Genomic DNA, 26,215 nt, shown 5'->3' with positions numbered 1-26,215 from the left:
ATATTAAATTTTGACGCACATCCAACTTGCTTTTATGATTTTTTTATCGGCCACATATGCAATTCCGGACTGTTTGATTATCTTCTCGCTTAAACGGATATTTTTTACGACAAATTTTATCTGAGCTCTAAATTCTGCAGCGGCATAAAATTCTGCATCCTCTATAGTGGCAAGACCAAAAATTCCATTTGTTATTCCCAGAAGCTTAACACCTGCACCTCCGCATTGTGCCATTGATTCGATCAAACTTGTTCCGGGAATATATTCGGATTCAGGAACGCTTCCTTTCAGCCAAAGATCTCTGTCATCAAAGGTTTTAATGCCGATGATTGTTTCATTTGAAAATGATATTATTTGATCTACAAATAAAAAAGGAGTCCTGTGCCGAATTAATTTTTCAACTTCAGCCATACTATTTTTTAGTGGTATTTGTTTTAAGTTAAGAAAGCAGTTTGTTTTGGATTATGTTTATGTCATTTTTATCAAACACTGCTTTAATTTCATTATTCCCAGCATTAAGCAGGATTAAAAGCCTAATCTGACAGTCGAAATCCTATAACGGTTTTATTTAGGGTAGGTACGATAAGTAAATTCTCATCTGCAATGTATTCAATATCTGCAACAATGATCTTTTCTTTTCCTAGATCGGCCAGCAGCTTTTTACCTCCATCTGCATCAATAATGAAGAGCTGTCCCTGCCAGGCTCCGGAAACTATGTATCCATTTCTGCCATCAGCAACAATGCCATCCAGATTGTCAATTCCGCTGAAAAGCTGATGAGATTTTTTGGTCAGTTTGTTTATGGCAAAAGCCCTTTTGCTTTCCATATTTAACACCAAAACATCATTTTTGGTGCATAGCAGTCCATTTGGTTTGGATAGAAAATCAGATTCTATCCAAACATTCATCTTTTCGTCTGATATTTTATAAATCTTGTTCCCAAAACAGTCAGAAACGTAAATGTCTCCATTGGCATCTACTGTTATATCATTAAGGAATACAGCATTATCCGCATGATACACTTTGTCAATTTTAGCCGTCCGGGTATCGATCCGGACTACTCTGTTAATATCGGCAACATATAATTTTTGCCTATATAGTCCCATGCCCTGAGGGTTGTCCAATCCATCAACCCATTTCAAAACTTCTATTTCGCCGTTTGTCTTAAGTTTGGAAATAAATCCATTGCCGTCTTTTGCAAGATATTCGCCATTTATATTGGAGATGTAGACAATGTTTTTTTCAGAGTCGTAAAGTGCCGATTCAGGTTTTAAGAAAAGAGAGTCTGACTCCCATACCTTGGTAATGTTCTGGCTGAAAGTGACGGCAGAAATTAATGCCAAGGACAAAATGAGAATTGTTTTTTTCATTATTCAATATTCAAGACGCTTGTTAAATTTTGGTTCCAGGACATTATTTATCATACTGAGTTTCGATATTCCTGCGGAGAAATAGACTATTTATCGAGAAAGAAAAACGAAACGGCCTTGTTGATACAATGACATCCTGTTTGTAAAAGTAATTGGTTATGAAGGAAGTGACAATAACTAAAAATAACCACTTTTAGGATTTGATCGCATGTTGGTAAGTTTTTATTATGTTATAGATGCTTTTTTTATTTCCTGTTTATCGGTCAAGCAATTTCATCCATTGGTCAAGAAAGTTTCTTAAAGGAGTATTGTCCTGATAGTTTTGCCTTCAATAATGAAAATAAAGTAAAAATGAAAGCAAAAATAGGCATTGCCTATGCAGTATTATTGATGATATCTACAGGACTGCAGGCACAGAAAAAAATTTCCGGACAGACAATTTACAATCAAGAGCCTCTTTCCGGAGTCAATGTTGTAATTCTTAAAGAAAATTCAAGTTATGTAACTGCAGTCGAAACAGATAGGGATGGGTTTTATGAAATAGAAAATATGAAACCCGGAAGTTATAAACTGTTGTTTTCACTCATCGGTTATGAGAAGAAAACGATTGGTATCAATATAATTTCGGAAGATTTAAAGATGCCTGTAACCGTCTTGGAAATGGAGCCTTTCACGATGAATGAAGTTACTGTCAAAGCAAAACGCCCTGCTTTTAAATCAGAGCCTGAAAAAACCACTGTAACACTTTCAGCCGCCTCCATTGGATCAGACGGGTCACTTTTAAATGCACTTGGAAAAATTCCGGGAATATTGATCTTGAATGACGGAACGGTTCTCCTGAATGGAAAGGCGGGAGCAAATATAATGATTGATGGAAAACAGACATATCTGACCGGGGAGAATTTATTGAATATGCTTCGTTCAATGCCAGGCAGTGCTGTCGATAAAATAGAAATGGTTTCTAATCCTTCTGCCCAGTATGATGCAGGAGGGACCAGCGGATTTATTAATATTAAGAGCAGACAAAGAACAGACAGAGGCTTAAACCTTGATTTTTCGTCTAATATGGAAGCGGGAAAGTACAGCAGGCAGAATCAAAATATTTCCCTGCAGTTTCATGAAAAAAAATATACATTTTACGCCAATTATTCATTTAACAACGGACAGGATTTCATCTTAATCAATTCATCACGTGAATATCTAAAAGCCAAAACTGATGCAGCAATTTTGAATATGGATGCATACAGAAAGTTTAAGTCCCATTCAAACTATTTTAAAACAGGCATTCAATACCAGTTTTCTGACAATCTGATATTAAACACTGATGTATTTGGAAACTGGTTTGGAAGAACTAAAAATGAAAACGCAGTATCTGGATTATTTCAAGGCCCGGATTTCAAAGATTCTTCACTTTATACCAATAACAACCAGCAGTCTCATCATAACAATTTGGGAGGCGGAATGAGTGTCTTGTATAAGTTCAGCACTAAAATAAAATGGGAAAATACATTTAATTTTCTCGTCTTTGAACAGAACGAAGAACTGGATCAGAAAAGTAAAATGATTCAATCACCAGAGCCTGATACTGAAAATCGCCTTCATGGAAATATGGAAGGAGATATTAAAATTACAAATCTGCAGTCTGGTATGGGTTACGATATGTCAGATAAATTTACATTTAATTCAGGAATCAAATATTCATCAATTAATATTGACAATAATGCATTATATAATTCGATGCATTCTGGTCAATGGTTTGAGGTTGAAAAACTAAGCAGCTGTTTTTTTTACAAAGAAAATGTACTGGCGAGTTACGTGCAGTCAAATCAGAAATGGTCAGAGCGATTTTCGACGGAGATTGGACTTCGTTTGGAATTAACAGAGACCAAAGCACGTTACGCCACAGGAAATCGTGATTCGACACTTGTTAGGAATTATGAGCAGCTTTTTCCAACTTTTTCAGCAAATTATGTGGCATCTGATAATCATGTGCTTTCATTTCAGTATGGAAGACGTATCGTTCGTCCAAATTATAGAGATCTAAATCCTTTTACAGAAGTAAATGACCGTTACCTTCAGGAAAGAGGAAACACGGCTTTAAGACCAGAACTGGTAAATAATATGGAAGCTTCATGGATAGTAAAATCGCAGTATGTATTTAGTGTGTTTTATACTGCCCGTAAAAATCCTGTCACCAAAAGTTATTTAACCGAACCGGAAAGCGATGTGACTATTGTCATGCCTTTAAACTTAATGCAGAGTTACGCATTAGGAGCAAGAGCAGGTCTTAATAATATAAAGCCGAAACAATGGTGGACATTACATTTAAATGGCTCATTGGCTTATAAGGAATTTCACTGGAGAGAAATGGGGACTTTGTATGATAATAATCTTTGGACTCCGGCATTTCAGTTTAATAACCAATTTTCTCTCTCTAATGAATGGGCCGTTGAAGCAACAGGATATTATAATGGTGAGATGGCTGAAGGCCAGGCCAAAATTGGTTCAATTGGTTCTGTATCATTAGGAGTACGAAAAAGTTTTTTTGAGAAGAAGCTGAGTTGCTATGTGTATTTTAATGATGTTTTTTTAACCAATCGCCCAAATATTAGTTTGTATAACAGCGTAATTGAAGGGTTTTACAAAGAACGCAGGGACAGCCGTATGGCAGGAATCACTCTTTCATGGCGATTTGATTCTGGAAATTCTTCAAAAGCCTTGCGAAAAATCGAAAATATGGAAGAAAGTAAGCGTATCAATTAGTAAATTAGAACCTGTAAAATGAGTAAAAGCAAAAAAATAGCAACGGAATGGATTTATCCCGCTGTCTGGGGTATAATGATGTATAATGTACTGCGGGCAGTTACAGATCTTACACATCATGGTATTTTTTGGGAAGGCGAAATAAAACTGCATATAACAGCTTTGCTGCTTTCGGTATTAGTTTGCTATTTATTCAATTATGGATGGAAGCAGAGACTTCTCAAAGCCGGCGAAGGTACTCGAATAGGAAAAGATTATGCTTTTGTTGTTTTGGAATTAATTGTCTGGTTGAACCTTTTGCTGAAAGCTGGGCAGGAGCTGGGAGTATTGTTTATGGGTTCCGGCTGGATAGACTATATGCTGATTAATGTCATCTATGTACCGCTACTGCTTATTTTCTACACTTTGATTCGAGGTTATCTTGCAGAGCAGAAGGCAAATGAAAAGCATCTAGCACTGGAGAAATTGAAAACAGACAAAAAAGAAGCGGAACTTGAATTTCTAAAATCGCAGTATCATCCGCATTTTCTTTTCAATGCTTTGAATACTATTTATTTCCAGGTAGATGAAAATAATGCTGAAGCAAAAAAAAGTATTGAATATTTATCAGAATTACTCCGTTACCAGCTCTATGATGTAAATCAAGAGGTCGCATTCTATCAGGAAATAAACTATTTACGTTCTTACATTGCTTTTCAGCAGCTCAGGAAAACAGATAAACTGAAGGTAAATATTGATATAGACAATAGACTAAAAGAACAGCGAATAGCCCCCTTGTTGCTTCAGCCGCTTTTAGAGAATGCTTTTAAATATGTTTCAGGAGGATATGAAATAACCCTCGTACTAAAACTAAAAGAAGACCAGGTATATTTTGAATTAACAAACTCAGTTTCTGATGTACTGGTTTCTTCAAATGTACAAGACAGCGGTATAGGACTTAGTAATTTAAAACGCAGACTTGAACTATTGTATCCTGAAAAACATCAGATGACAGTAAACAACGGTGACAATTTTTTTAAAGTCATCCTTACACTTCCTGTTAAAGAATAGAAATCTAATTATGATTAAGCAGAATAAATAATATGAAGTTAAAATGTATTATTACAGACGACGAGCCAATGGCCCGCAGGGGAATTAGGGGATATATTGAAAAAACGGATTTTCTTTCATTGACAGCAGAATGTGAAACAGCAATTGAGCTTAATAGCCTTTTGAAAAAAGAATCTGCAGATGTCATTTTTCTCGATGTTGAAATGCCTGGTCTTACGGGCATGGAATTTCTCTGCTCAGCATCCAATCTTCCCAAAATAATCATCGTTTCAGCTTATGAGCATTATGCTCTGAAGGGATTCGAAATGGATGTATTCGATTATCTTTTAAAACCGGTTTCGTATGAACGTTTTCTGAAGTCAGTCAATAAATTGTTTGATCAGAAGCAGAAAGAATTTAATTCTGTTCAAACAGATTACATTTTTATAAAAACAGATAAGAAGGCTAAAAAGATAATGATCAGGGATATTCTATTCATAGAAAGTATGGAAAATTATATTCTGATTCATACCGCCAATTCAAAAGAAACAGTTTACTGTACGTTGAAAATGATAGCTGAGAATCTTCCGACCCGCAACTTTTTCCAGAGCCATCGATCTTTTATTGTCAATGCTGATCATATTCAGGCGATGGAAGGAAATATAATAGAGATTGGCAACCATAAAATTCCTGTCTCCAGAAGTTTTAAAGACCACATATACAATACCTATATCGAAGGACATTTTATTGCAAGAAATAGAAAAGCAGGAGATTAAAAGAGAACAAAAAAGTAAAAGAGAGATAAGCCGGTTTTTAATCCGGGCTGAACTGCTTACCTTCCCTCGGCTGTGTTGACATATTAAAAAGACCTCTGTCGTATATTTCGGATTGAATCGTTAAGAAAGACATTGAAGTTAAATATTATAACTATCAGGAATATTTTACTCCTTTAGAGTCTCTCATCATAAAAGTAAATCAATCAAATTTGCAATCGTTATAAAAAACGCTTCTATTTAAGATGTTGATAAGCTTTTTGGGGGAAGTTTATGATTGTTTTGGTGCAATCCTTATTTGGATTGGCTTGAATCAATATCAATAATCTAAAAGCTGTTAGCATAATAAAACTAACGGTTTTAATAGATATAGAAATTCAATTGCCGGCAGAGATGCCGGTAATTGAAACTATAGATAAATATGAAAAGGAACAGCTATGATTGTCTTGAATCGGCTGGTGGTGCCTGCTTATGTAATAACCAAGAGTTTAAAGATCTCAATTTACATTGATCTCAATTTTATGAAGCACGAAATAAGTCTCAGCTATAGCTTCGGTTTCAGGTAATCAATAAATTAAGTTTTTTAAAAGCAAATAATCCATAGTAAAAGCAAACAATTTAATTGCACCCGGCAGGTTTATAATTAATCTTTATATTTGAAGATAAAAATCGATAAAATGAGCGAAAAAACGAAACCGTATGCTTTAATAACTGGCGCTAGCAAAGGAATTGGAAAATCTATTGCTTATGAATTGGCAGAAAAGGGTTATCCGCTTTTGCTTGTTGCAAGAAGTGAAGAAGAATTAAAAGCGCTATCTGATGAGCTTCAAGTTAAATACGGAATCATTTCTGATATTTTATCAATTGATCTTTCAATAAATAATGCATCGCTAAAAGTAATCGATTGGATAAAAATGAATAATTATTCCGTTGGCATTCTAGTTAACAATGCAGGTTATGGAGTGTGGGGCAATTTTAGTCAGTCTGCTCTAGGTGATCAGCTTGGTATGATGCAAGTAAACATGAATGTAGTGGTAGAACTTTCACATTTATTAGTTCCTATACTTTTACATGAAAAACAAGCCTACATTTTGAATATATCCAGTACGGCAGCCTATCAGGCTGTACCTACGTTGGCCGTTTATTCGGCTACAAAGGCTTTTGTTTTATCGTTCACCCGTGCACTTCGTTTCGAACTTTCACAAACTTCAATTTCTGTAACTTGTTTCAGCCCAGGCCCTGTTGATACCGGTTTTGCTGCAAGAGCCGGTTTAAGCGCTTTAAACAAAATGGCTGAAAAGTTTAACATGCAGCCTGATGAAGTGGCAAAAATGGCTGTAAATGCCATGTTCAACAAAAAATCTGAAGTTATTCCGGGGTTTACAAATATCATTTCGGTTTATGCCAACCGTTTACTGCCAAAGGCATTTATCGAAAAAACGGCCGCCGGGATTTATAAAATTTAATTTTTTTTCAAAAAAAATCGAAAATAATTTTTGTAAATAAGAAATTATATTACATTTGCATAAATGTCTACTAATTCTATAGAATATGTCTAATAATAGAAATATGTTTAATTCTTCTAAAAGCCGAATGCACGCCAACATGCGAATGTGTTGTTGCTGTTGCTAAACTTTTAGAAAAAATTATAAACACTAATATTTCATTTATTAAATATATTTATCATGGTATCTTCTTATAAAACATTTACCCTTACAGAGCAATTAACTAATGAGCAAATTGCTTTTTTTAACGAACATGGCTTCATTCATTTCAAAAAATTTATAAACCCAGAAACGGTTTCATCAATCATTGACGCATCCAAACAAGTAGAGCAAAATTGGATTGAAAATGATCTTCAAAAAATAAACGGTGTTCCCATTAAATATGGAAAAGATTTGGATGGATCTCCTATCGTACAGCGTTTTGCTTTTATCAATCAACATCATCAAACTTTAAGTGGTCTTTTACTTGATCCGAGATTTAACGGTCTATTAAAATTGGCAGGCGATGGCGCAAGATTAGGCACTGAAGAAAAAGACGGAATGGTTTTCAATCATTATATCAACGGTCCGGAAAGTAAGTTTACTAAAATGGGCTGGCATACAGATGGTCTTCGAGATATTTTTTATGGTGGAAAATTAAATCCAATGCTTAATGTTGGAATTCACTTAAGCACTTTAAAACCTAAAAATGGCGGACTTAAAATCATTCCTGGAACTCACAAGCAGGGCATTTATAAAATGCTTTTCCGTAAAAAGTATTTTTTAGATCATCAAGCTGATCCAGAGGAGGTTTCTATCAATCCAGAAGCTGGTGATTTAACCATTCACGATGGCCGTTTGTGGCACAGAGTGGCACAATCATCTGTCCGAGGCGAGGAAAGCAGAAGAAGAGTTATTTATATTCCAATTATTGCTGGAAAATACGCTCCCAAAAATGAGAACAGTCCAACAGTTTTCTATCAACGTTTTGCAAGTATTGTTAAATAATTATGCTGATTGTTATCGCATTTAGTTATCTGGTTAGATCAGGTAAACTAAAAAGTACCATAGATTTTTTTAAAAATACGCAAAGAAAAATAAAATTAAAAACTGCGAAACTAGAGTTGACTATTTTATCTGGCTTGCAAATATTGAGGTACTAATGGGAAAAGAAAAACAGGCTGAGGATTATAGTACAATTGCACAAAGAACATTTTCTGACCGTAAGCGAACTAATATTTTGAAAAGTGCAGAACAGTTAACGATTGTATTTTTGCTACCCAAAGTTCCTAAATTTATTTCGCCAAACTCACTCACTTTAATTGGTACACTGGGTTCTGGATTGGTTTTTCTAGCTTTTGTTTTAGGTTCTTATTTCTCAAATTGGTATTTGCTTCTGGGTATTATCGGTTTGGTTATAAATTGGCTGGGTGATTCTCTTGATGGAAGACTGGCTTATTATAGAAATATACCTCGCCGTTGGTATGGTTTTGCCCTCGATATTATTGCCGATTGGATTGGTATTGTACTTATAGGCTTTGGCTATTACGTTTATGCTGAAAATGGCACAGAAATAATAGCCTTTGTTTTTGTTTCATTGTATGGCTGGTCTATCATAATCAGTCAGCTACGCTATAAAATTGCAGATGAATACAGTATAGATTCTGGCTTTGTTGGTCCAACAGAGCTTCGAATTATTATTGCTTTAATATTAGTTCTAGAAGTTTTATTTCAGGGTTCAATAACCTATTTGGCTGGCTTAATCACGATTGTGTTATTTTTAATTAATACCATAGATAGTTTTAAACTTTTAAAACTAGGCGATTTAAAAGATAAAAATCAAGACTGAAATGTTCAGGAAAAAGTCCATTTTAACTTTTCTGCAAGCGCAAGTTGCGGCATTTTTAGGCGGCATTACGGATTATGTCTTAATGATTTTATTAACAGAAGTATTTAAACTGCATTTTACTTTTTCTATTCTAATATCTGGAACCGTTGGCGCCATAATCAATTTTAGCATCAATAGGTTTTGGGTATTCAAAAATCAATCTGGTTATAATAACCGTATCAATAGTCAGCTTTTTAAATTTGGGCTGGTTGTACTGGGAAGCATTTCCTTAAAATCATTTGGTACACTCGTTTTTCAGAAAGTATTTCAAATCGATTACAGAATCGGAAGATTAATCACGGATAGTTTTGTTTCTTATGGATTTAATTATCCGCTGATCAAATATTGGGTTTTCAGGGTGAAAGAAAAACAAAATGTAGTCGAATCAAATTAGAAATAAATAAGTTCGTTGTGTGTAATTTTTTTATGCTAAAGAAGAAACAAAATGAAATTAGCTTCTGACGCATAGTAACTATGTTTGTTTAAACAAGTGCCCCCTCTTTCTTGCGATTCCTAAATCTGTGTTTCTAGCCTGAATTGAGTGGTGTCGAACTGTGTTAAAATAATTATAGCCCAAGGGCTACATAAAAAAAATCCATATGAATAAATTATCATTTAAAAATTTTAAAAAATCACTAATTGTTATAGTAATTTTAGTAAATATAATTTCAGAAAATGTATCGGCACAATCACAAAATCCATCGTCATTGCATTTTCCAACTCCTAAGAATATAGATAATATGCTGTTTTACATTCAGCGTGACCCAAATATAAACACCGCTATTTATGCTGTGAACTATCAGGAAAATGGAAAAATAGATAAAAACAATCCTATAAAAGGGTATTGGATTCGATATGCCGAAAAAGGAGAAAGAAAAGAGTTTAATTACATGCAGCGCAAATTTGCATACGGATTAGAAAGTAAAGCCTTGAACGATGAGGAATTTGAACTTCAATTTGTATCGTATAAAAAGCTGTCCTTAACGTTGAAAAAACTAGGCTCAGATCAAAAATATCATGTTTTTGTAAATGTCAATGAAAAAAAAAATACAGTTAGAAAAAATATTTGTACGTATTGAGGGAGGCTCTTTCTGGTTGCCAAATGTGAAGTATGCAGAAGTCACTGGAATTGATGCTTTTTCGCATAAAACAATTACTGAAAGATTTAATCTAAAGCAATAATACAAGCAAAATGTTCTATGCATTTTTCATCTTTGGATCGTTAAATAAAGAAAGTGAATTAGAGAATAGGTGTTCAAGAAATGAACACCTGCTTTTTATAAATATGTGAGGGATAACAATGGATTATAAAGGGGCGATAGAAACAGTGTTAAATAAAATGACTCTAGTAAATTATTAATTCAAATCGTTTGTCAATATTTTATAAGATCTTATTAAGTCTTTATGACAAATAGTCCTTAAACAAACAGGTTCCCTTCTGTTGCGCAAAGGCAATTTAACTTTCTGTGGTAAAAACTGAGGCTGTTTCATTTTCAGATTCAGAAATTTCTGAAACATAAAGATTGGAGGTAAGATGTAATGGTGATTTTTATTTAATTTATTTTCAGGTTTTTGCGTTTTTATATAATGTTTGCTTTACTTAGATAAAAAAAAATATTAAAAAGTAATGTATTTAACTCTACTAACTTTATGTAATTTGTATATTTTTGTATTTTAAGTTTTAAATTTTTAATTAATTTTTTAAATGTTTATCTTCATTCGCGAACAGGAAGTATAATCTTACATTTTGCATTTTAACTATTTTGAATTTCTAATATTTTCCAGCTGCAGAAATGAAAACATTAACATTGAAAGAATATAAGTATACATTTGACAGTTTGTATACCAGTTTATGCCTCTTTGCCAATAAGTATGTTGAAAATCTTGAAACCTCGCAGGATTTAGTCCAAGATGTTTTTATCAAGATATGGGAAGAAAAAACTGCCTTTAAGAATGACAAGGCTATTAAATCGTATCTGTATACAGCAGTTAAAAATCAGTCTCTAGATTATTTAAAAAGTGCTTATGTGAGGACAACCTATTCTTTAGATGGAGAAGACATCTCTAAATGGGAGACAGATCAGTTTTTTTATAGTGAAGTGCTTATCTCCGATACAAATCATCTATTAGAAAAAGCCATAACAGCGCTACCTGAAAAATGTGCTGAAATTATAAGATTGAGCATGAAAGGGATGAGTAATCCAGAAATTGCTGAGGAACTCAAAATTTCCATAAATACCATTAAACTTCAAAAAAAGATAGCTTATAAACGTTTACGTCCTTTATTAAAAGATTATTTTCTTTTATTTGCTTTTATAGCCGAATTAAAACAATAGCTAAATATTATACAGTAAATTCTTTGTTTTGTTGTATATTTTTAGGTGTTTTTTGAAAAACATTAAAAAAAATATTTTTTTTTTTCTATACCCACTTTATCTTTTTAGTCGTCTTAGTATAAAATCAAAACTAAAATGACGACTCTAAACAAACTTTATAAACTTTCAAGACAGATTGCTCTATCGCTGGTCAAAGAAGAAGATCCAAAAGAATTAAAAGAGACAGATCTTTTTGAGCAAAAGTATAAAGATTACATTTTTGAAAACATAAACAGTCCTGAAAAAAGAAGACAGCGACAGTTATTAGCGCAACAAATAAATAAAAAAAGGGCTTGGAAAAATGTACAAAAAGCCATTGGCGTAGCTAAACCGCCTATATGGAGGTATGCCGCAGTCGCAGTGATTGTCTTGGGGACTGTATTCTATTTTGCCCAGTACAATTCTGCAGGCAAGATTGAAACTACTGTTGCAACTGGTAAACCATCTATTGCACCAGGTACAGATAAAGCGACCTTAGTTTTAGGAAATGGACAGACTATAGTTTTAGGAAACGGAAATACTTATAAGGGTAATGGAGTAGCTGCAAATGATAAATCAGTAACCTACTCAGATAATAATGCATCTATAGAGTATAATTATCTAACCATTCCGCGTGCAGGACAGTTCTCTTTATTGTTGGCTGATGGAACAAGGGTCAGGCTTAACTCTGAAACCCAGCTGAAATTTCCAAATCATTTTATCGACGGCAAGCCTCGTTTTGTAGAACTGGTATATGGTGAGGCTTATTTTGAAGTATCTCCAAGTACAGTTCATAAAGGGTCGCGTTTCAACGTAAAAACCAAAGGACAAAATGTTGAAGTACTTGGTACCCAATTCAATATCAAAGCCTATAAAGATGAAGAAAATTTAATAACCACCTTAAAAGAAGGGAAGGTTGTTATTGATTATGGTACTAAAAAAGAAGAATTAAGTCCCGGAGAGCAATCTGTTATACATTCTGCCACTTCTTCCTTAAGAATAACTCCTGCCAATCTAGACAGGGAATTAGCTTGGTTGAATGGTCAATTTGTTTTTGATAATTTGACATTAAAGGATATTGTAAAAGTTTTATCCCGATGGTATGATGTGGAATTCATTATAAAAGAGGAAACAATTAAAAATGAAAAATTTAAAGGACAATTCAGCAAAAATCAAAACCTTGAAGTAATACTAGAATTAATTAAAACTACTAACCAAATTAAATCCTATGAAATAAAAGAAAAGACTGTAATTTTTAAATAAAGATAAAAAGAGGGAAAGCATATAAACTTTGGCCGGTGTATAACAATCCCCCTTTTTGATTCCCAATGACCAATTATTTTTAATAACCAATCACCAACACAAATTTATGAAAATTAACCAAACCATTTTTCGTCCCTCTTATCGGGATCGATATTTTATTTTTATGATTCGAACCATATTGTTATTTAGCTGCCTCACTGCTTTTAGTATGTCGCCAACAATAGCTTTTTCTCAGAATGAAAAAATTGTGATAAAGAAAGACGTGACAATTAGTGTTAATGAAATTTTTGACTTAATTATCCAGCAGACCAATTACAATTTTATCTATTCTCAAGATTTGTTTTCAAACGCACCCAAGGTAAATTTAAAAAAGGGAACAGTTAAAATTTCAGATTTACTTGAAAAGTGTGTTACTGCTAATAAGCTTGAGTTTTTATTAGCTGGAAATAACACTATTGTAATCAAACCTATTGTTGCAACAATTCCCCGTAATTCTAATCAGCAAATTGAAATTCAAATATCTGGTGTTGTAACAGATGCTAAGGGTTTGGCTATACCGGGAGTAAGTGTAACTTCAAAAAAGACAAAGTCTACTGAAGTTACAGATTTGAATGGCCAATTTACTATACAAGTTGCTGAAAATGATGTTCTCCAATTTTCATATATAGGTTATAAAACTAAAGAAGTTCCAATTAGTAATAGTAGGCAGATTAAAGTAGTTTTAGAAGAAGATGTTACGGAGCTTCAAGCTGTAAAAATTGTGTCTACAGGGATTTATACCAGAAATAAAGAAAGTTTTACCGGCGCGGCATCTACATTTACTGCGGCTGAATTGAGAACTATAGGAAATCAGAATTTAATTCAAAGTTTAAAAGTGCTAGATCCCTCATTTGTTCAGATTGATAATATAGCTGCGGGCTCGAATCCTAATATTTTACCAGACGTACAAATCAGGGGAGCTAACAGCTTGCCAGGTTTAAGTGGCGAATATGCAAATAACCCCAATTCCCCTTTGTTTATCTTGGATGGGTTTGAGACTACTCTGCAGAAAATCTACGATTTGGATATGAACAGGGTAGCTGCTGTAACGATTCTTAAAGATGCCGCTGCAAAAGCTATTTATGGTTCTAGAGCGGCAAACGGAGTTGTTGTAGTGGAAACTAAAAGACCTCAAAAAGGGAAACTGAGAGTAAGCTACACGGGAGATCTAAATGTAACCGCCCCAGATTTGAGCAGTTATCATCTAACCAATTCAGAACAAAAACTCCAGGTAGAATTAAATGCTGGGAGGTATAGTTCTAATTTTTATTACAGTGAACAATTACTCAAAGAGCAGTATAACCGAACTTATGCTGAGGTGGCAAGAGGAGTCAATACCTATTGGCTTTCTCAACCCTTAACAACAGCTGTAGGTCATAAAAGCACATTGTCTTTAGAAGGAGGTGATGATAATTTTAGTTACGGAGCAGATTTAACGTATAACTCGATACCAGGAGTTATGAAGGAATCAGGGAGAAGAACCACTTCGGGCAATATATTTTTATCGTATCGTGTCAGTGATTTTATTTTTAGAAATATTCTGACGGTTACTGGCAATCATGCCTACGATTCTCCTTATGGTTCATTTTCAGAATACACAAGATTAAATCCGTATTGGACACCATATGATGATAATGGCAATATTAAAAAATTATTAGGACAGTTTGATTCCGGATCAGGAACTCCTGTAAACTATTATAATCCATTATTTAATGCCACGTTAGGAACTAAAAATTTTAGTGATTATATTGATATTACCAATAATTTTCAGGCAGAGTGGTCTATTTCCAAGGCACTTAAAATTGTTGGTCGTTTTGGCTATACGCAGATTCATGAAACCAGAGAAGATTTTTATCCTGCCAATCATACCCGTTATGCTGAATATTCAGAAGCAGATTTCTATAGAAGAGGTGATTATACGATAACCGATGGCAAAAGCCATTCTATCAAAACAGATCTTACTTTAAACTATTCTAAAACAATCAATAAGCATCTTTTTTACCTAAATGCCGGATGGAATTTATATGAAGTGGGAAGCGAAAGCCATGGAGTACATGCTCAAGGCTTTTTAAATGACAGAGTGGATTATATAAATTTTGCGAGACAATATGCTCAAGATGGCCGACCATCAGGTTCTGACGCTCTTACTCGGGAAACGGGATTGCTTTCTGCATTAAATTATTCATATGATGACCGCTATTTAGCAGATCTTACTTATCGTTTGCAGGGATCCAGCATATTTGGCGCCGATAACCGATGGGGAAGCTTCTGGTCGGTTGGTTTAGGATGGAATATCCACAAAGAAAAATTCTTCAAACAAGATTGGATAACGCAGTTAAAATTGCGCACATCGACAGGATATACAGGAAGCCAGAATTTTAACCCCTATCAGGCCATGGCTACTTATAACTATTTTACAGATAGTTATTATGATAATGTAGTGGGAGCAAAATTAATAGGTCTGGCAAACGATCAGTTGAAGTGGCAACAGACACAAGATTATAACTTTGGTCTGGATTTAGGGTTATGGAGTAAATTATCTTTACGATTTGATTATTACATAAGTCTGACTAATAATCTGCTTACACCGGTGTCCATGCCGGGATCAGTTGGGTTTAGCACTATTTCAGAAAATTTAGGCGAAATAAGAAATAATGGTGTCGATGCCACCTTAAACTATAAAGTATGGAGTAATCCTTCCAGCAATAGTTTTGTTAATTTGTTTTTAAACGTTGGATCTAATAAAAACAAATTAGTCAAAATTTCAGATGCGCTAAATTCGGTTAATGATGAATTAGAAGCTGATAGAGGCACATCTACAAAACCCTTTGTAAGATATCAGGAAGGAAAATCTACTACTGCTATTTGGGCGGTTCGCTCCATGGGAATTGATCCTGCTACAGGCAGCGAAATTTTTGTAAAAAAGAATGGAGAGCTAACTTATGTCTGGGATCCAAATGATCAGGTGGCTGTAGGAGAATCTACCCCTAAAGTTCGAGGAAGTTTTGGGTTTAATGCACAATACAAAGGTTTTGGCATCAATTGCGCATTTTCATATCGTCTAGGGGCTCAATATTATAATCAAACGTTAGTGGATAGGGTAGAGAATGTGGATATTCAATATAATGTGGATGAACGTGTATTTACTGATACATGGAAAAATCCAGGAGACAATGTCTTCTTTAAAGCAATTGGACGTACTCCAACCCGAACTAACCCAAGCTCCCGTTTTGTCCAAGATCTTGATGAATTACTGTTGAATTCTGTTAATATTTCTTATGATTTTAGAAATAAGAACTTTTTAGAAAAAGCGAGGTTAAGCAGACTAAGAGTTACACTATTTGGCAACGATTTAGCAAGAATGTCAACCATTAGAGCCGAACGAGGATTAGATTTTCCTTTTGCAAGAACGTTTTCTTTTTCTGTCCAAGCATCATTTTAACTGATGCAATATTAACGTATAAAGTTTTAAATCATGAAAGTATATAAAATATTTCCCCAAATAATAGTCTTAACTCTATCGTTAGTTTTGAGTTCTTGTACAGATTGGCTCGATGTTGAACCCAAATCCCAAGTTCGCGATAGTAATTTATTTTCATCCGAAAGTGGCTTCAAAGAGGCATTGGCAGGCGTTTACACGACTTTGGCCTACGAACCCTTATACGGAAGAGAAATGACTTTCGGATTAATGGGAGTTTTAGGGGCTGAATGGGATTTTCAAAGTATTTCTTATGACTTTGATAAAACCTATGATTATAAAAACAGCACGACTTCCTTAAACAGAATTGATGCTATTTGGAATCAGATGTATAATGCAATAGCTAATGATAATAAATTATTAGAAGAAATTGATGCTAAAAAAGGAGTCTTTAGAGATAATAATTTTGACATTATAAAAGGAGAGGCTTTAGCGCTAAGAGCATGGATTCATTTTGACCTTCTTCGTGTATTTGGGGCAAGCTACGAGGAAAACCCAAACAAATTATCGATTCCCTATTTCACAAAAGCGAGTAAGGAAATTGCGCCGCAGCTTTCAGTAGATGCCGTAATTACTAATGTTATTAATGATTTGAACCAAGCAGCAGAGTTATTGAAAAACGATCCTATAGTAACAGGCCGGCAAATTACTATTGCAGATGATAATGGATATTTAATGAATCGTCAGGTGCATTTAAATTATTATGCGGTCAAAGGACTCTTGGCAAGAGTTTATCTCTACAAACATGATCATACTCAAGCAGTCTCGAATGCTATGGAGGTAATAAATTCTGCAAAATTCCCTTGGATTACTCAAAATAGCTTGGTAGATGCAAATAATGCAGACCTTACATTTTCTACGGAACATTTGTTTGCTTTAAATATAGTGCGAATGAATACTATTTATCAAAACTCGTTTACCACAACAGGTGGCAGTAATGTTTTTTATATGTTTCCTGCAACCAGAACCGAATATTACGATAGTAACTCAGACGATTACAGATATCTCTACTGGTACAGAGCAAACAATGAAGGGAATTATTTTTTAAGAAAGTACGAACAGTTAGAAAGTACAAGTTGGCCGACTGCTTATAGAAATAAAATGCCAATTCTTAAATTATCTGAAATGTACTTTATTGCTGCAGAAGCTCTCAAAGACACAGATATTACAAGGGCTTCAGCAATGATTAATGAAGTACGAATACATAGAGGGTTAACCACAATGAATATTGATCGTGCTGTATTTGATACTGTTTTATTACAAGAGTTTAGAAAGGATGTTATAGGTGAAGGACAGCTGTTCTTTTTTCATAAAAGATTAAACTCAAGCCGTATTCCTCGTTCGCCGATTAATGATATAATAGCTATTAAAGGTTACAAACTGCCAATTCCAATAAGTGAGCTTAATAACGCACCTGGCAGAGTAGATAATCAATAATTAAAAAACACATTTCATCACTATGAAAAATATAACATTTGCAATACTAATCTGCTCCTTGCTATTTATAGCATGTGAAGAGGAACCCAAATCGGTATTTCCTGAAGATTTCAGTGGATTGAACTTATGGTTAGGCACTAATACTATGAAACCAGATAGTTTGGAGTACAACTATGCTTTTAAATCACTTAACAGCGTCGACAGTATAATGTTTTCTGTTAGACTAACTGGGTTCGCTAGTGCTCAAGACAGAACTTTCAGGTTAAAGCCAATAGGTGGAGATACCACTGCAATTTTAGAAGGAGTTCATTATAAGTTAAAGGACTATGTACTGAAAGCAAATACCTATCAAGATGTTTTTCCTGTTTATATTTATCGTTCTTCCGATTTTAAAAATAAGTCTGCTAAGATTGTTTTTGGTCTTAAAGAAAATGAAAACTTTAAAAAAGGAATTACAGAACGTTCTGATTTAAAAATTGTTTTCAGGGACAAATTTAGTAAACCAGCTCATTGGGATGTAGACCCGCTTCCTTATTACAGGTTGTCTACCTTTTTCGGTGTCTACTCTGACGTGAAATTTCAATTTATAACAACGATAATCGGTGAAGCGCCAGTATTCAAAGTTCGTTACACAGGCACACCGGTTCCTCCTAATGAAATTAGTTATACGCGTGCCCAGTATTATCAAAATCGCTGTAAAAGCGAATTGATAAAGTACAATCAAGAGCACAGTCAGCCTTTGAGAGATGAAAATAATGTATTAGTTGTTTTCCCATAATTTTTGGATGGAACTAATTTTAAAAATTAAAAAATGAGAAAAGCAAATATATTTAAGTTGTACAGCTTCTTGTTTCTAATGATTACCATGGTTTCCTGTTATGATGATAAAGGAAATTATGAATATCAAAAGTTAGATGAAGTAACTATTGATGTTTCTGAAATGGAAACCTCTTATTCTATTTTACGTTATGATACCTTAACGTTGCAACCCAAAGTAATCTATAAGGGTACACAAGTAAATCCTGAAAACCCTCAATTCAAGGAGTTAAGTTTCAGCTGGGAAATGTACCCTGCCCAGATTAACAGAGATATTCAGGAAAGACATGATTTAGCAACTACTTTACATCTTCATAAAGAGATTACTGCCAATGAATTAGTTTGGGAGGTTCTTTTTACGGTAACCAATACAAATACAGGGGTAAAAACATTTGCAAAATTTCCTGTGGCTGTTACTCCTTCTTTAGCCGAAGGTTGGATGGTGCTCTATGAAAAAGAGGGTAATACAGATGTTGGTTTGATAACTAATAATGAAATTTCTAAAACTGCCACTAATGAACGGGTGTATTATGACTTATATGCAAATGCTAATGGAGCTCCGATATCCGGTAAACCAGGTTCACTGATTTATTCACTTGCTAACCTTACGGGAGCTCATGCCTTATATATTCAAAGTTCTAATGATGCGGTTCGCGTTGACCCAGCAACATTTAGGAGTATGGCTGTTTTTAATGATAAATTATTTTGGACGCCTCCAGCGGTAAAAACTCCCGAATTTGTTACTGCAACCATAGCCAGAAAGGAATTTCTAATAAACAACAATCAGCTGCATTTAGTTGATTATACCATTATTGCACCTGGAGACAGAGCATTTAATGATGCCTTAGCCGGCAGTTATGGAAAATTAGCGCCTTGGATGGCGACTGCAACGAGCGTTGCTTTTGATGCCATTTTATACGACCAGACCAATAAGAGGTTTGTAAAAGTGGTTTCCAGAGGTGCAGAGATTATTCCTATTGCAACGGCACAGGCAGCAACGGCAGCGTTTGATGTTAAGAACGTTGGTTTAGAATTAATCGATTCTGATTTAGGATTCAGCAATTTTGAACATATTCTTATGAAAGATGGTGGTGGCAGTTATTTTTTATTGACCGCAAATTTTATAGGCGGAGAGACCACTACAATTGGACGAGGTAAATATAATATGAGTTCGTGTCCCGAAATAGCCAGCGTTAATGCTATTACCGCAGGGGCATACGGCGAAGTGTTTTACTATAGTTCTCCTAATAGTTTATATCAATTTAAATACACGCCTGGCACTACAGATAAACTTTGGACTCCACCGGCTGGCGAAACCATAACTACAATTTCTCTGCAAAAATATTACAATCAAAATAGAGCTACAGGAGTTATATACGATCCTAAGAATTTTTGTAAAATTTTATATATCGCAACATATAATGAAAGTACAAAAATAGGATCGGTTTACCAAATGGGGGTAAATGAAACCAATGGGGCAATAATAGCTGGTACAGAAAAAAAATACACAGGTTTTGGTAAAATTAAAGCCATGGCTTGGAAACCATTTATTGTCAGGTAATCGATTTTATCCCGATACGCTACAAATGTATCGGGATAAAATAATAAGTAATTAATAGCAAAAAACAATAAAACGAAATAAATGAAAAAGTTTATAATTTCAATGATAATGTGTTCAGCGGCAGTTGCAGTTAGTGCACAAGACTTTACCATTAAAGGAAAAATTAAAGGACAAGGCAACGAACAGATAATTGTTCCCGGGCCTGAAGGAAATATTACAGTGCAGGCAAAAAATGACGTATTTGAATTAAGTGGTAAAGCTGCAGATGAGCCTATTGTTACACAATTACGAACAAGTTACGATCGCAACATCTATTTAGGAGGAGGTAAAACAGGTATGTATATGCCAGCTCCAGGTTTAGAAATTGTACTTAGTAAAGGAGCGAATATTACTGTCAATGGTAATGTAGAGGAACTGCATCTGGCTGAAGTAACAGGCGATATCCATAATGACGGTTTTACAAAACTAAGAAAACTACAAGCCAAAAACATAAAAGAAATGATGGCGCTTCAACAGCAATTCACAGAAATACGTATGATGGGTATTAAAGAAGAGACCGAGAAGCATGTAAAAAAGATGATGGCCAACCGAAAGGCTATTGAAGATGGTAAAAATGCTTTTATTAAAGAAAATCCCGATTTACTTGCCAGCATTTATTACTTAAATCAAACATCCAAAAGTTATTCTGAAAGCGAGTTGGAACAGGCATTCAATGCCTTGTCTCCAACATACAAAAATACCAGATATGGTCAGGGTATAAAATCTAAAATTGAGGCCAATAAAATAATAAGTGATGGTGGTGCGATGCCTGATTTTACTAAACCTGATGTAAATGGTAAGCTGGTTAAACTTTCAGATTTTAAAGGAAAATATGTACTGTTAGATTTTTGGGGTAGCTGGTGTGGTCCGTGTCGTGCAGCTAATCCTCATTTAAAAGAATTATATACTAAATATAAAGCATTGGGTTTTGAAATTTTAGGAGTCGCAAGTGAAAAGGTTCAAAGTCAGGAGTTAGCTGAAAAAAATTGGAAAGGAGCTATTGAAAAAGATGGTTTAACTTGGACAAATGTTATTAACAACGAAATTAATCTAAAACAGGATGTTGTTGAAATGTATAGTATAGAGGCATATCCTACACAAATTTTATTAGATAAAGAAGGGCGATTGGTTAAACGTTGGAAAGGCTCTGGGCACGAAGAACTAGATCAAACATTAAAAGAAATATTTAAACAATAAATTGATATGATACCATTAAAAAAAATATATTCCTTTTATCTATGTTTTATTCTTTTCCTTTTCGCATCATTTGTCTTACAGGCACAATCAGAGAAATCAATTGCTGTTTACGGACATGTTCAGAATCTAAACCCAGAGATTTTTAAAAAATACAATAAAATCTGGTTATATGAAGGCATTGGAAATCAAAGAAAACTTATCGATTCAGCAATAGTAAATGAGCAGGGAGATTTCAAACTAAAAACGAATAAAAAACAAACTTTATATTCCTTAGATATTTTAAAATGGCAGACCGCATCTTTTTGGGCCGATGCAGACGTAAAAGTTTTGGCTCGTGGTTATGATACGTCTAAATTTAAAATGAAAAATTCAGGTTTTGTTGAGCTTCAAAGTAATTCTAAACCAACTAAAATTATTAATGCGGCAGATTATAATCAATATCTAGCTTCTGAAGAAATGAAAATATTGAATGATGAATGGCTTGTGGCAAACCGTACTGCTCAGCAGGATTCAACTTGGAGAAAATACATAAAGAGTGACGGGTTTATCAAAAAATCAGGAGAATTTAATAAGCTTCGTTTGGAGAAATTTATTGAAGTTAACTCCGACAGCCCGGCCATCGCTTATTTACTGAGTTTGTATCCTACTGATAATGACAGTGCATTTTTTGAATCAAACATGCAGCAGGCACTTAAAAAATATCCGCAGTCCGAAAATCTGAAATATCTGGATAAAGAGTATCAAACCAAAAAGAATATTAGAAATTCGTTAAAAAATAAAAGTCAGATACCAGCATTTGCCTATCCTTCTCCTAATGGAGAAGTAATCAACATAGAGTCTTTTAAAGGTAAATATGTTCTGATTGATTTTTGGGCAAGCTGGTGTGGTCCCTGCAGAAAAGCCATTCCTGCAGTAAAAGAACTTTACGCTAAATATAAAGACAAAGGATTCGACGTGCTGAGTGTTTCCGTAGATTCTAATGAAGAAGCATGGCGCAAAGCTATGGCACAGGAAAATATGCCTTGGCCACAGGTGTTAAGCCCCGACAAAGAAAAAACATTAAAAGAATTTATGATTGTGGGTATACCAACTTTATTTTTAATTGACAGAGAAGGTAAAATAATTCAGAAATATACTGGTTTTGGCGAATCCTTAAAAGACCAGCTAGCTAAAGCAATTGAAAGTGAAAAGTAAAAAAATAGCATTTTTTCTATTGAAAAAAATATTTGTATTCGTACTGTTAACCAACAGCGTTTTAATGGCACAGAATACAGAAATTCAGGACAAAACGGTCAAGAAAGTTTTAGAAAAATCGTACCCTGCAGCTGTAAAGCTGTGGGGTATCGATAGTCTAAGCGCAAAACAAAATAGTCCGCAGTTTTCTGGTGTTGTCGTGAAACCAGAGGGAATTATTTTAACTGCGGCTCATGCAATTCATCCGGGTAATTTTTACAGGGTACGTTTTCCTGATGGAAAAACAGTGAGAGCTAAAGCTATGGGAAGAATGGGAATTAAATCTATGCAGGGAAGACCAGATATAGGAATGCTTAAGATTATTGATTCAGGAACTTATCCTTTTGCAGAAATGGGCTGGTCTGACAGCATGAGCATTGATAATTTGTGTGTCAGTATAGCTTATCCGACAACACTAGATCAAGATGTTCCAACAATACGCGTAGGTAAAATTGCAACCGTGCTGGATCCGTGGGGATTTATGGTTTCAACTTGCAAAATGGAACCAGGAGATTCTGGAGGTCCGCTTTTTGATAATTTGGGAAGGGTTATTGCAATTCACAGCCGTATAGCTATAGATGAAGATATTAATTACGAGTCACCGATCAACCTTTTCAGGGAATATTGGGAATATTTGCAGCTACCGATAAATTATGCAGAACTACCTTCAGATAAATTACAGTTTACATCTGATACCTTAAAGGATAAACTTATAAATAATCTAAATACAGCACCGCATAATTTAGCAACAAAAGGTATAGTAGAAATAGTAAGCAAGGCTGATAAGACAAAAGTAATAGCTTTTGGCACACTTATTATACCTGAAAATAAATCAAGAAATTCTTCATGGATTGTTACCAAAAGCAGTCTGCTGACAAACGCTGTTTTAGTTAAAATTGATGGCAAACTATACAATGCAAAAGTTTTTGCCACTAGCTTGCCAGATGATTTAGCACTTTTAAAAATCAGTAAAACGGATAAGGAAGGAATCTCTAAAACTAAAGATACTGAATCATTTGAAAATCTTGGAACGCTCCTTATCAGTTTTTTAAGTGATAATAAAAGTGAATTAAGTTCTTTAGGATCGAATGTTTTTAAATTTACCGTTAAACCAGCTAAAGGCTATCTGGGTGCAGGTGCCAATTTTATTAACGGCAATATAACGATTACCAGTTTAGGTCCCGATAGTCCAGCTGTAAAAGCAGGTTTGCAGGTAAAGGATCAGGTGAAATATATTAATGGTATTGCTGTTGTAAAGCCCGAAGATTATGGCAAAGAATTAATGCAGTATATGGTCGGCGATACTATTTCGATAAAAGGATTAAGAAACGAAGAAGAGTTTATTTGCACCGCGGTGCTGGAGAAATTTCCCTTAAGCGATCATCCTTCGAATAAATTTAAGGGAGGAAGGAGTGAACGGTTTGATAATTTTGAGTCTGTTTTTGCTCATGATGCAAAGTTGCTGCCTTACCAGTGCGGAGGTCCTGTTTTTAAAGACGATGGAACTTTTATGGGAGTTAATATAGCCCGGTTCAGCCGTACTTGCTCTCTGGCAGTGCCTGCTGATGTAATTTTTAATTTTGTTGAATCTTCTTTAATAAAGTAACAAAGTTTAATTTTTCATTGAGAATAGTGGCTCTTTCAGTTTCACAAGAATGATATGAGGGATAAATTAGACATTTTATCCCGAAGTGAATTTCTATTTATTAAATGAATGACGTTAATTTTTGATACTTAATAATCAAAATGTTAACTTGAAAATGGCCAACTTTAAATAATTAAATAGATGAATTGGTTTAGAAAAAATGGTACATTTTAAGTAACGGCCTAATTTTAAAATGTCTTTCAAGAATTTAGTAACAGATGGGTTAAAAAAAGGAAATGCTGTAAGAAGGTAATTTGTATAAAATCACTACCAAATTTGTGGTTAATTTTAAAAGTATTAACTGTTTTGCCCCGCTCTCCTAAGAAGTTCCTCATGAAAAGTTGCGCAGTCTACTCTGACTTTGCGCAATTTTTTTTGTAGTTATTAGAATTTGATACCTCAGAAAAATCTCTGATTTTTTTTCCATTTATGTCTAAAAAAGTCGTAGACATTTGCCTTAACGTGTTTAGATTTTCGAATGAACACTTTGTGGAGTGGGGTACTGAACTTTGAATAATTATTTAATGTTGTTTTTGAAACAAAAAAGGTTTGTTGGAGACTAATGCTTTAAGATAGTTTTATTTTCTCGTGCTTTTAATTGCTATTATTTTAAAAACCAAAACCTATGTTGACTTTAATTGCTATATTTTTTCCTTCGTTGTCTTTTCTGTTGAGAGGAAAAATCTTAACAGCCTTATTATGTCTTATTCTGCAGATTACTCTTATAGGATGGATTCCTGCTGCAATATGGGCTGTTTTGTCACTTCAGAATTTAAAAGCAGACAAACGTAATGCCAAACTTATCAAAGCAATTAGGTCGAAGTAAAATAGCTCATTAATTAATGAAATCTAAATCATATGACATTTTCAAGATTTTTATCTTTTAATTGTTTCGAGTATTCAGTTTCTGGACAAAAGTTTAGAAGACAAAGTAAAATAGAATAGTAATGTTTCGAACTAAACTTTCAAGTCGTTCTTTTTCGGTGTTTTATTATTTGCCTTTTTTAACTTTTCAAAAATAGAATGCATCAGTATTCTACGACAAGACTTTAACTGTCAATATCGGTAAAATTTGCCTGAGTTTTTTGAAATAGAAACAGTAACAAGTTCAATTGAAAGATTGCTGAAATTATTTCCTAAATATCTGCCATACTGTTTTGTCTAAAATGTAAACTTCACATTTTAACGATTAGGTACGATTTATGGTTTAAGATTATGAACTTAATAAAATCAACAAGTATTTCGATGTATTTTTTATCTGAAATCTATAATTGTAGGTAAAATCTTTAATAGGTTTTTTGTTTTTTAATTCTTAAGTTTTGTATTATCAGAAAGTTAAGAAAAAGTTTTTAAAAAGTTTGAAAATTTTCTTTTCAAAATACTTGTAAATCTAAATAAAGGTGCTACTTTTGCACCCGCTTTGAGAAACAAGCGAAAGAAAAAGAGATTACGTTCGTAGACATATTGAATTGACAGCCGTTCCGATGAGAATCGGAACAAACAGAATAAGAGTAACGGAATCGGAAGATCCGAATATGACCACTAGAGAAGCGTCGGATATACATTATTAAAATATACGATGAAGAGTTTGATCCTGGCTCAGGATGAACGCTAGCGGCAGGCTTAACACATGCAAGTCGAGGGGTATAGGTCTTCGGTTTTTGAGACCGGCGCACGGGTGCGTAACGCGTATGCAATCTGCCTTCCACAGAGGGATAGCCCAGAGAAATTTGGATTAATACCTCATAGTATAATGAGTTGGCATCAACACATTATTAAAGTCACAACGGTGGAAGATGAGCATGCGTCCCATTAGCTAGTTGGCAGGGTAACGGCCTACCAAGGC

At 34.3% G+C, this 26,215-nt stretch carries 21 protein-coding genes and 1 rRNA gene; 20 read left to right on the top strand and 2 right to left on the bottom strand.

Features of this window, described 5'->3' with window-relative positions:
* Positions 1-3 precede the first annotated feature (3 nt).
* The gene (locus tag BM289_RS24725) at positions 4-411 is read right to left on the bottom strand and encodes a hotdog family protein (RefSeq protein WP_091499101.1); all 408 of its coding nucleotides are present in this window, start codon (positions 409-411) and stop codon (positions 4-6) included.
* 122 nt (positions 412-533) lie between these two features.
* Positions 534-1,349 carry an SMP-30/gluconolactonase/LRE family protein gene (locus tag BM289_RS24720; RefSeq protein ID WP_143102127.1) on the bottom strand — a complete coding sequence of 272 codons (816 nt, stop codon included), beginning with the start codon at positions 1,347-1,349 and terminating at the stop codon, positions 534-536.
* 372 nt (positions 1,350-1,721) lie between these two features.
* Here BM289_RS24720 and BM289_RS24715 point away from each other — a divergent pair, with 372 nt between their 5' ends.
* The 20 genes from BM289_RS24715 to BM289_RS24625 form a co-directional block, all read left to right on the top strand.
* Positions 1,722-4,133: a TonB-dependent receptor domain-containing protein gene (locus tag BM289_RS24715; RefSeq protein WP_091499094.1), complete on the top strand. Its 2,412-nt coding sequence runs from the start codon at positions 1,722-1,724 to the stop codon at positions 4,131-4,133.
* Between the two features lie 18 nt (positions 4,134-4,151).
* On the top strand, positions 4,152-5,183 hold the full coding sequence (locus BM289_RS24710; protein WP_091499085.1) for a sensor histidine kinase: 1,032 nt from the start codon (positions 4,152-4,154) through the stop codon (positions 5,181-5,183).
* A gap of 32 nt (positions 5,184-5,215) precedes the next feature.
* A complete protein-coding gene (locus BM289_RS24705; protein ID WP_091499084.1) occupies positions 5,216-5,938 on the top strand; it encodes a LytR/AlgR family response regulator transcription factor in 723 nt (240 codons plus the stop codon).
* A 674-nt stretch (positions 5,939-6,612) separates the two neighbouring features.
* Positions 6,613-7,401, top strand: coding sequence for an SDR family NAD(P)-dependent oxidoreductase (locus BM289_RS24700; protein ID WP_091499083.1), 789 nt, complete (start codon positions 6,613-6,615; stop codon positions 7,399-7,401).
* A 219-nt stretch (positions 7,402-7,620) separates the two neighbouring features.
* A complete protein-coding gene (locus BM289_RS24695; RefSeq protein ID WP_091499082.1) occupies positions 7,621-8,427 on the top strand; it encodes a phytanoyl-CoA dioxygenase family protein in 807 nt (268 codons plus the stop codon).
* A gap of 154 nt (positions 8,428-8,581) precedes the next feature.
* Positions 8,582-9,268 carry a CDP-alcohol phosphatidyltransferase family protein gene (locus BM289_RS24690; protein WP_091499081.1) on the top strand — a complete coding sequence of 229 codons (687 nt, stop codon included), beginning with the start codon at positions 8,582-8,584 and terminating at the stop codon, positions 9,266-9,268.
* Position 9,269: 1 nt separating this feature from the next.
* A complete protein-coding gene (locus BM289_RS24685; RefSeq protein ID WP_091499080.1) occupies positions 9,270-9,701 on the top strand; it encodes a GtrA family protein in 432 nt (143 codons plus the stop codon).
* 205 nt (positions 9,702-9,906) lie between these two features.
* Positions 9,907-10,386, top strand: coding sequence for a DUF4833 domain-containing protein (locus tag BM289_RS24680; RefSeq protein WP_244165452.1), 480 nt, complete (start codon positions 9,907-9,909; stop codon positions 10,384-10,386).
* Positions 10,337-10,489 (top strand): DUF4833 domain-containing protein, encoded by a 153-nt coding sequence (locus tag BM289_RS25695; protein WP_317043585.1) that lies wholly within the window; start codon positions 10,337-10,339, stop codon positions 10,487-10,489. Before BM289_RS24680 ends, BM289_RS25695 begins: the two co-directional genes overlap by 50 nt.
* A gap of 611 nt (positions 10,490-11,100) precedes the next feature.
* Positions 11,101-11,643, top strand: a complete 543-nt coding sequence (locus tag BM289_RS24675) for an RNA polymerase sigma-70 factor (protein ID WP_091499079.1) — start codon at positions 11,101-11,103, stop codon at positions 11,641-11,643.
* A gap of 135 nt (positions 11,644-11,778) precedes the next feature.
* Positions 11,779-12,924 carry a FecR family protein gene (locus tag BM289_RS24670; RefSeq protein WP_091499078.1) on the top strand — a complete coding sequence of 382 codons (1,146 nt, stop codon included), beginning with the start codon at positions 11,779-11,781 and terminating at the stop codon, positions 12,922-12,924.
* Between the two features lie 208 nt (positions 12,925-13,132).
* On the top strand, positions 13,133-16,405 hold the full coding sequence (locus BM289_RS24665; RefSeq protein ID WP_167365499.1) for a SusC/RagA family TonB-linked outer membrane protein: 3,273 nt from the start codon (positions 13,133-13,135) through the stop codon (positions 16,403-16,405).
* 33 nt (positions 16,406-16,438) lie between these two features.
* Positions 16,439-17,878: a RagB/SusD family nutrient uptake outer membrane protein gene (locus tag BM289_RS24660; protein WP_091499074.1), complete on the top strand. Its 1,440-nt coding sequence runs from the start codon at positions 16,439-16,441 to the stop codon at positions 17,876-17,878.
* A 145-nt stretch (positions 17,879-18,023) separates the two neighbouring features.
* Entirely contained in the window at positions 18,024-18,656 is a 633-nt protein-coding gene (locus BM289_RS24655; RefSeq protein ID WP_167365498.1) for a DUF4843 domain-containing protein, read from the top strand.
* 33 nt (positions 18,657-18,689) lie between these two features.
* Positions 18,690-20,255: a PKD-like family lipoprotein gene (locus BM289_RS24650; RefSeq protein ID WP_091499072.1), complete on the top strand. Its 1,566-nt coding sequence runs from the start codon at positions 18,690-18,692 to the stop codon at positions 20,253-20,255.
* A gap of 81 nt (positions 20,256-20,336) precedes the next feature.
* Entirely contained in the window at positions 20,337-21,491 is a 1,155-nt protein-coding gene (locus tag BM289_RS24645) for a TlpA disulfide reductase family protein (RefSeq protein WP_091499071.1), read from the top strand.
* Between the two features lie 6 nt (positions 21,492-21,497).
* Positions 21,498-22,685, top strand: a complete 1,188-nt coding sequence (locus tag BM289_RS24640) for a TlpA family protein disulfide reductase (RefSeq protein WP_091499070.1) — start codon at positions 21,498-21,500, stop codon at positions 22,683-22,685.
* A gap of 64 nt (positions 22,686-22,749) precedes the next feature.
* A complete protein-coding gene (locus BM289_RS24635) occupies positions 22,750-24,330 on the top strand; it encodes a trypsin-like peptidase domain-containing protein (protein ID WP_091499069.1) in 1,581 nt (526 codons plus the stop codon).
* 664 nt (positions 24,331-24,994) lie between these two features.
* Positions 24,995-25,195, top strand: coding sequence for a YqaE/Pmp3 family membrane protein (locus tag BM289_RS24630; RefSeq protein WP_208610284.1), 201 nt, complete (start codon positions 24,995-24,997; stop codon positions 25,193-25,195).
* Positions 25,196-25,945: 750 nt separating this feature from the next.
* A 16S ribosomal RNA gene (locus BM289_RS24625) occupies positions 25,946-26,215 on the top strand; the annotation flags it as partial.

Origin of the sequence: Flavobacterium phragmitis, from assembly GCF_900112575.1 — a bacterium.
Taxonomy (GTDB): domain Bacteria; phylum Bacteroidota; class Bacteroidia; order Flavobacteriales; family Flavobacteriaceae; genus Flavobacterium; species Flavobacterium phragmitis.
This window is presented reverse-complemented; position numbering and strand designations above follow the sequence as displayed.

What these genes read in the sequence shown, in the direction of transcription:
- BM289_RS24705 (WP_091499084.1), top strand. Translation starts at nt 5,216, where the DNA reads ATGAAGTTAAAATGTATTATTACAGACGACGAGCCAATGGCCCGCAGG.
- BM289_RS24695 (WP_091499082.1), top strand. Translation starts at nt 7,621, where the DNA reads ATGGTATCTTCTTATAAAACATTTACCCTTACAGAGCAATTAACTAAT.
- BM289_RS24635 (WP_091499069.1), top strand. Translation starts at nt 22,750, where the DNA reads ATGGCACAGAATACAGAAATTCAGGACAAAACGGTCAAGAAAGTTTTA.
- BM289_RS24710 (WP_091499085.1), top strand. Translation starts at nt 4,152, where the DNA reads ATGAGTAAAAGCAAAAAAATAGCAACGGAATGGATTTATCCCGCTGTC.
- BM289_RS24665 (WP_167365499.1), top strand. Translation starts at nt 13,133, where the DNA reads ATGTCGCCAACAATAGCTTTTTCTCAGAATGAAAAAATTGTGATAAAG.
- BM289_RS24670 (WP_091499078.1), top strand. Translation starts at nt 11,779, where the DNA reads ATGACGACTCTAAACAAACTTTATAAACTTTCAAGACAGATTGCTCTA.
- BM289_RS24685 (WP_091499080.1), top strand. Translation starts at nt 9,270, where the DNA reads ATGTTCAGGAAAAAGTCCATTTTAACTTTTCTGCAAGCGCAAGTTGCG.
- BM289_RS24650 (WP_091499072.1), top strand. Translation starts at nt 18,690, where the DNA reads ATGAGAAAAGCAAATATATTTAAGTTGTACAGCTTCTTGTTTCTAATG.
- BM289_RS24675 (WP_091499079.1), top strand. Translation starts at nt 11,101, where the DNA reads ATGAAAACATTAACATTGAAAGAATATAAGTATACATTTGACAGTTTG.
- BM289_RS24715 (WP_091499094.1), top strand. Translation starts at nt 1,722, where the DNA reads ATGAAAGCAAAAATAGGCATTGCCTATGCAGTATTATTGATGATATCT.
- BM289_RS24690 (WP_091499081.1), top strand. Translation starts at nt 8,582, where the DNA reads ATGGGAAAAGAAAAACAGGCTGAGGATTATAGTACAATTGCACAAAGA.
- BM289_RS24645 (WP_091499071.1), top strand. Translation starts at nt 20,337, where the DNA reads ATGAAAAAGTTTATAATTTCAATGATAATGTGTTCAGCGGCAGTTGCA.
- BM289_RS25695 (WP_317043585.1), top strand. Translation starts at nt 10,337, where the DNA reads ATGTCAATGAAAAAAAAAATACAGTTAGAAAAAATATTTGTACGTATT.
- BM289_RS24660 (WP_091499074.1), top strand. Translation starts at nt 16,439, where the DNA reads ATGAAAGTATATAAAATATTTCCCCAAATAATAGTCTTAACTCTATCG.
- BM289_RS24630 (WP_208610284.1), top strand. Translation starts at nt 24,995, where the DNA reads ATGTTGACTTTAATTGCTATATTTTTTCCTTCGTTGTCTTTTCTGTTG.
- BM289_RS24700 (WP_091499083.1), top strand. Translation starts at nt 6,613, where the DNA reads ATGAGCGAAAAAACGAAACCGTATGCTTTAATAACTGGCGCTAGCAAA.
- BM289_RS24680 (WP_244165452.1), top strand. Translation starts at nt 9,907, where the DNA reads ATGAATAAATTATCATTTAAAAATTTTAAAAAATCACTAATTGTTATA.
- BM289_RS24725 (WP_091499101.1), bottom strand. Translation starts at nt 411, where the DNA reads ATGGCTGAAGTTGAAAAATTAATTCGGCACAGGACTCCTTTTTTATTT.
- BM289_RS24655 (WP_167365498.1), top strand. Translation starts at nt 18,024, where the DNA reads ATGAAACCAGATAGTTTGGAGTACAACTATGCTTTTAAATCACTTAAC.
- BM289_RS24640 (WP_091499070.1), top strand. Translation starts at nt 21,498, where the DNA reads ATGATACCATTAAAAAAAATATATTCCTTTTATCTATGTTTTATTCTT.